The following is a 6,000-nucleotide window of genomic DNA, read 5'->3' as shown; positions in this document are numbered from 1 at the left end:
AGCTTCTCTCGCTACGGCAAAACGCACGGTAATTCGAGGTGACCAATTTTCGATCTGCCGTCAAATTCAAGTGATATTGGAGCCATGACCGGCTTCTTTGACGTGATTTGACCAGGCTTAAAAACCTCTGGCTCCTCAATACTATGAGGGAAGTCATAAATTTTATTTTCAATGCCACCCCACATCCACGTGACACCAACGTTATCTACAACGTAAATATATTGCTTTCCAAAAAACAAACGCGTCGGACAGTTTATTGAATGCAGTATCTTATACAAAATTGTGTTAGAAATATTTTCTTCTGAGCTTTGAGCAGAAATTCCATATCTATCCTTTTGACCCCATACGTAAATTTTTCCTGACTTTGTAATAGCTCCAAAAATGGATGTGCTCGCAGCGATATCAGTAACTTCTTCGTCAAGACTATTGAAGTCTTTCACATAAATTTCACCAAATATGTTCCGAAATGCGCTCCCCATAAAACCTAACCGCATATCATCTTCAACTGTCATACTATCATCACTTTCGTGATTCCAAATCCACTCCCCCGCACCGTCAGTTATGTTTTTATAGGTCGGCACCCCAAATCCCCAACTTTCTTGGGCACCAAACCCTAAAATGCGGCCGTCATCGGTAAGCGCTAACACAAAGGCCGGTGTTCCAACAATTTTCTTAACTCCATTTTTAATAATTTTTTTAAGATAAATATTTTTTGGAATATTATACCCAAAACACTCCAATTCTTTGTCAAAACCACCCCCTTTCATATTAAGGATGTCATTCTTTATACTGCGACCCAAATTATCATTTTGGGCCATATAAACAACCCATACGGAGCCATCTGATAGAAGAAGCGAATTGTTCGAGATATATATAATATCTTTCAAGTCAGACACCTGAAAAAAACTATTCTTCTGTAAGTTACACGAAATATTGAGCCTTCCCACCTTATCAAGGAACACAAAAGATTGATTTCCCCACTCGTCAATCGTCATCCAAGTTTGAAGACCATCGGCGGCAGCCTTTCCACCGAGAAATGAGAAGATAAAAATCAGCAAAACCCGAATGAGCATGTTTTTTATCGCTGAGATTGAATAATATTAAATTCTACCATTCGTAAATTGCGCCTAAAACACAAAAAAACCCGCCGGGCGAACCAGCAGGTTTTTTTGTGTTTGGTGCGGTCGAGAAGACTCGAACTTCCACGGGTTGCCCCACAGCGACCTCAACGCTGCGCGTCTACCAATTCCGCCACGACCGCATCGCACGGAGGGCCGTTTCCGGCCCGGGGCCAAGGCTTTAGCAAATCCCTAGACAGACGGCAAGCGGCATCTTATGGGCTGTGCTAAACACTCTTGCCCGGCCCGGAACCGCACCCTACCTCCTAGGCGCCTCCGGCCCAGCCTGAAAGATACCCCGCGATGGAATGGCGCGTTTCGCCCGGTTTGATCGAGTACCCTGACGCCCTGGCCGCGATGGAAGCGCGGGCCGAGGCGATTCATGACGGCAGCGCCGATGAGTTGATCTGGCTGCTCCAGCATCCGCCGCTTTATACCGCTGGCACCTCCGCCAAGGGCGAAGACCTGCTTGATCCGCGCTTCCCGGTCTATGACGCTGGGCGCGGCGGGCAATATACCTATCATGGGCCGGGGCAACGGGTGGTCTATCTGATGCTCGACCTCAAGCGCCGGGGCCGCGACGTGCGCGCCTATGTGACCCAGCTTGAAGAATGGATCATTCAATCCCTCGCCCGCCTCGGCGTGATCGGGGAGCGGCGGGCGGGGCGCGTCGGGATCTGGGTGCAGCGCGGGCCGTTGCGCGAAGATAAGATCGCCGCCATCGGCGTGCGCATCCGCCGCTGGGTAACGCTGCACGGTATCGCCATCAATGTCGCGCCGGACCTGACCCATTTCGGCGGGATCGTGCCCTGCGGTATCCAGGAGCATGGGGTGACCTCGCTTACCGATCTCGGGATCACTGCGACGCTGGCCGATCTCGATGCCGCCCTGGCCGCCACCCGCCCGGCGATTTTTCCTGATCTGCCCTAACCCAAATAACAAAACCCCTCCCGCAGGCAGCGGGAGGGGCTAGTCAAACCCTGGGGAGGGTTACCCGATTAGTGGATGTCGTTATCCTTGGTTTCCGGCAGCAAGAAGGCGCCAATCACGAAGCAGCCTGCAGCGATGATGATCGGATACCAGAGACCGTAGTAAATATCGCCCTGCATGGCCACCAGCGCGAAGCTGATCGACGGCAGGAAGCCCCCGAACCAGCCGTTACCGATATGATAGGGCAGCGACATAGAGGTGTAGCGGATGCGGGTCGGGAACAGTTCCACCAGCATCGCGGCAATCGGGCCGTAAACCATCGTCACATAGATGACGAGGATGGTCAGCAGCACCAGCAGCATGAAGTGGTTGATCTTCGCCGGATCGGCCTTTGCCGGGTAACCGGCGTTCTTGATCGCTTCGGCCAGCTTGGCCTTATCATAACCCTTCACTTCGACATCGTTGAACTTGATCACCAGTTCAGAACCCGCCGGCGCGGCCTGATTGATGTAGTTCACCGACGAGCGCGCGAGATCACCACGGGCCAAATCGCACGGGTTGGTGAATTTGGCAGTCCCGGTCGGGTTGAACTGGAAGGAGCACGCCGCCGGATCGGCAACGACAACGACCTTATTCTTGGCCTGCGCGGCGGCAAGATCCGGGTTCCCGTAAGTGGTAAGCCCGCCGAAGATCGGGAAATAGGTCACCACGGCCAGCAGCATGCCGCCCAGAATGATCCACTTACGGCCGATTTTATCCGAGAGGGCACCAAAGACGATGAAGAAGGGCGTGCCAATCAGCAGCGAGCCAGCGATCAAGTAATTGGCGGTTTCGCCGTCGATCTTCAGGGTCGAGGTTAGGAAGAACAGGGCGTAGAACTGCCCCGTGTACCAAACCACGGCTTGACCGGCCACCGCCCCCATCAAAGCGATGATAACGAGCTTGAGGTTCTTCCATTGGCCGAAGGCTTCGGTCAACGGCGCCTTCGACTGCTTGCCTTCCGCCTTCATGCGCTGGAAGGTCGGCGATTCGTTCAGCTTCGTGCGAATCCAAACCGAAATCGCCAGCAGAATGATCGACAGCAGGAAGGGCACACGCCAGCCGTAAGCGTCGAAATCGGCGGGGCCGAAAAACTTCCGGCAGCCTAGGATGACCAGCAGCGACAGGAAGAGGCCCATCGTCGCCGTCGTCTGAATCCACGCGGTATGGGCGCCGCGCTTGCCGTGCGGGGCATGTTCGGCCACATAGGTCGCCGCGCCGCCGTACTCGCCGCCGAGGGCAAGGCCCTGCATCAGGCGGAAGATGATCAGGATAATCGGTGCGGTAATGCCGATCTGCTCATAGGTGGGCAGAATACCGACGCCGAAGGTCGAAACGCCCATGATCAGAATGGTGACAAGGAAGGTGTATTTCCGGCCAACAAGATCGCCGATCCGCCCGAAAACGATTGCGCCGAAGGGGCGCACCGCGAACCCGGCGGCAAAGGCGAGCAGGGCGAAAATCAGCGCCTGGGTTTCCGGCACACCGGAGAAGAACTGTTTTGCAATGGTCGCGGCCAGCGAACCATACAGATAGAAATCGTACCATTCGAAAACAGTGCCGAGCGAGGACGCAATAATAACCTTGCGTTCCTCGGCGGCGGTGTGCGCAGGTGCGCCCCGTGCCGTGCTGGACATTTCTGACTCCCTAGACTTTATCTTTATCGTTTGTTCGGTGGCTTCATTTCCGTTTGGGCGGGCCACCGGAAACAAAACATCCATTTAGACGGTACAGAGGTTACTAACGGGACGCGACAGAGAAATGCGGCAGAATTGCGCGCGGATTGTCGCACCCAATAGGACTTTCGTTCACATCGCACCGCGAAAAGAAAACGCCCGCCGGACAACCGACGGGCGCATCACGCCAACCCTAAACGCAGGCTTTTCGGGGGTCAGAGCGCCCGTTTGCGCGCTTGCTGCAACTGCAAACCCGACAGGAAATCAAAGGCACCCTGGGCCAGTTTTTCGAACTTGAGCGATAGGGTGCGCTTGCGCGGATCGACGCGGATCACGCGCACCTGTGCGGCATAATAGGCTGCACCGGCTTTGGCGCTAGCAACTGTAAAGGTGATTTGAAACCGATTATTCGCCTTCAACTCGCCAACGTAATTGCCCACCATCACGCCGCCCAAAGACCAATCAATCGTCTCGTAACTATCGTGAAAAATGCCGATACGCAGCACAGGATCGGTAAAGCGGCGGTTGTCGCGCTTTTGATGCGCCGCCAAACCCTGACCGTCCTTCGCCTGGTTTTCTACCCGTGAGGCAACCCCCATCCCATCGGTCAAGCGCCCACCGGGGCGCGGCATGCCCGAGCCGCCCCGGTCCATCGCCCGCTCTTCCCAATCAAAGGCATCGGCAGCGTCGAGCTGGTCATTGATTGCCCGGAATCGTTGCGACCGCTCGTGATCAACCTTGAGCGTTGCCAAAAGCTCGCGGGCCAAACGGGACCGGCTATCGTCACTCATCGGCGGCAGTTCCCTTAATCCTCATGCGGCGGCTCGATCCCAAAAACAGGGCACCGCCCCATCGCTATCGCGAGAAATCCGATAGCATTTTAAGGGAACTGCATTGGTTAACGCAAGCAACCTTTCACAGCGGGATTTCTGGAGAAAACGACTCGTTTTCAAGGGCTTCGGGCTAACCTGCGCGTCTGCGCCCCCTCACGCGACTTGTAACGGACGCCCGGGCGCATTATTCTCCGCGCCCACTCAGTCGACCGCGCCCTCCTTGGGTGCAGAGCAGACGGAACGCTAGGGCCAGATCGAAGAGGTTTACGGGGCATGGAAAAGGTGCCGATGACTGCCAGCGGCTATGCCCGGCTGACAGAAGAATTGAAGCATCTCAAGACGGTGGAGCGCCCGGCGGTGATCCGCGCCATCGCGGAGGCACGCGAACACGGCGATCTGTCGGAAAATGCGGAATATGCGGCGGCGCGGGAACGCCAGAGCTTCATTGAAGGCCGCGTTGCCGAGCTTGAGGATGTGATTTCCCGCGCGGATGTCATCGACCCATCGAAGCTGAGCGGTAATACCGTGAAGTTCGGTGCCAGCGTTAATCTGGCCGATGAAGATACCGGTGAAGAGCAGAATTACCAGATCGTCGGCCAATACGAAGGCGACATCAAATCGGGCCTGCTGTCGATCACGGCACCGCTTGCCCGCGCCCTGATCGGCAAGACGGTCGGCGATACGGTGGAAGTCACCACGCCGCGCGGCTCCAAATCTTACGAGATCGTCGGCATTAGCTTCGCGTGATCGGGGGCATACCAACAGCGAAAGGGCGGCCCGCAGCCGCCCTTTTTGCTTTTCAGGCTTAGTGCCCGTCGGCCTCATCAATATCAATCGGCACGCCGGGTAGATCCTTTGTCGTCCGCATGACCAAGGCCGAGCGAACGTGGGCGACATTCTTTGCCGCCGTCAGCTTCGTCGTCAGGAACCGCTGGTAATCTTCCCAATCCTGGGCGACAACCTTCAGAAGATAATCGACATCCCCGGTCAGCAGCGCGCATTCGCGCACTTCCGGCCAATGGGACACCATTTCCTCAAACCCGCGCAAATCCTGATCGGACTGGCTGGACAGCCCCACTTGGGCGAAGACCGTCACACCGAACCCCAAGGCTTCGGGGTTGATATCGGCGTGATAACCTCGGATAAGACCTGCTTTCTCCAGCGCGCGCACTCGGCGCAGGCAGGGCGGCGCCGAGATGCCGACCCGTTGCGCCAGTTCCACATTGGTCATGCGGCCGTCGGCCTGGAGATCGCGGAGAATCCGCCGATCGATCCGGTCCAACTTGATTTGTCGCATTCTCACGATCCGCTTTTGGGGTTTCTGGACATATAATTTCTTATATCCTCTCCTTTCGGTCACGTCATGCCAAATTCGCAGCCAGCCCCGCCGCCCCCTTCGACAGA

General features: G+C 56.0%; 5 protein-coding genes, 1 tRNA gene and 1 pseudogene. 2 read left to right on the top strand and 5 right to left on the bottom strand.

Translation table 11 applies throughout. The features are described from left to right. Positions 1-11: 11 nt before the first annotated feature. A complete protein-coding gene (locus CHR90_RS02915) occupies positions 12-1,073 on the bottom strand; it encodes a hypothetical protein (protein ID WP_094407481.1) in 1,062 nt (353 codons plus the stop codon). 103 nt (positions 1,074-1,176) lie between these two features. Next, positions 1,177-1,261, bottom strand: a tRNA-Leu gene (locus CHR90_RS02910). Between the two features lie 154 nt (positions 1,262-1,415). Here CHR90_RS02910 and lipB point away from each other — a divergent pair. Then, a pseudogene (gene lipB, locus CHR90_RS02905) lies at positions 1,416-2,048 on the top strand (lipoyl(octanoyl) transferase LipB); the annotation flags it as partial. A 68-nt stretch (positions 2,049-2,116) separates the two neighbouring features. Here lipB and CHR90_RS02900 read toward each other — a convergent pair. Both CHR90_RS02900 and CHR90_RS02895 read right to left on the bottom strand, forming a co-directional pair. Beyond that, positions 2,117-3,724: an MFS transporter gene (locus CHR90_RS02900; protein ID WP_094407479.1), complete on the bottom strand. Its 1,608-nt coding sequence runs from the start codon at positions 3,722-3,724 to the stop codon at positions 2,117-2,119. Positions 3,725-3,978: 254 nt separating this feature from the next. Next, entirely contained in the window at positions 3,979-4,554 is a 576-nt protein-coding gene (locus CHR90_RS02895; RefSeq protein ID WP_094407478.1) for a hypothetical protein, read from the bottom strand. Positions 4,555-4,869: 315 nt separating this feature from the next. On the opposite strand from CHR90_RS02895, the gene greA reads away from it, so the two are divergent. After that, positions 4,870-5,343, top strand: a complete 474-nt coding sequence (gene greA / locus CHR90_RS02890) for a transcription elongation factor GreA (RefSeq protein WP_094407477.1) — start codon at positions 4,870-4,872, stop codon at positions 5,341-5,343. Positions 5,344-5,401: 58 nt separating this feature from the next. On the opposite strand, the gene CHR90_RS02885 is transcribed toward greA, so the two are convergent. Further along, positions 5,402-5,893, bottom strand: a complete 492-nt coding sequence (locus tag CHR90_RS02885) for an Lrp/AsnC family transcriptional regulator (protein ID WP_094407476.1) — start codon at positions 5,891-5,893, stop codon at positions 5,402-5,404. Between the last annotated feature and the right edge of the window lie 107 nt (positions 5,894-6,000).

Source organism: Elstera cyanobacteriorum, assembly GCF_002251735.1.
GTDB classification, from domain to species: Bacteria; Pseudomonadota; Alphaproteobacteria; order Elsterales; family Elsteraceae; genus Elstera; species Elstera cyanobacteriorum.
The sequence above is the reverse complement of the archived record's forward strand: the minus strand, read 5'-3'. Positions and strand labels throughout refer to the sequence as shown.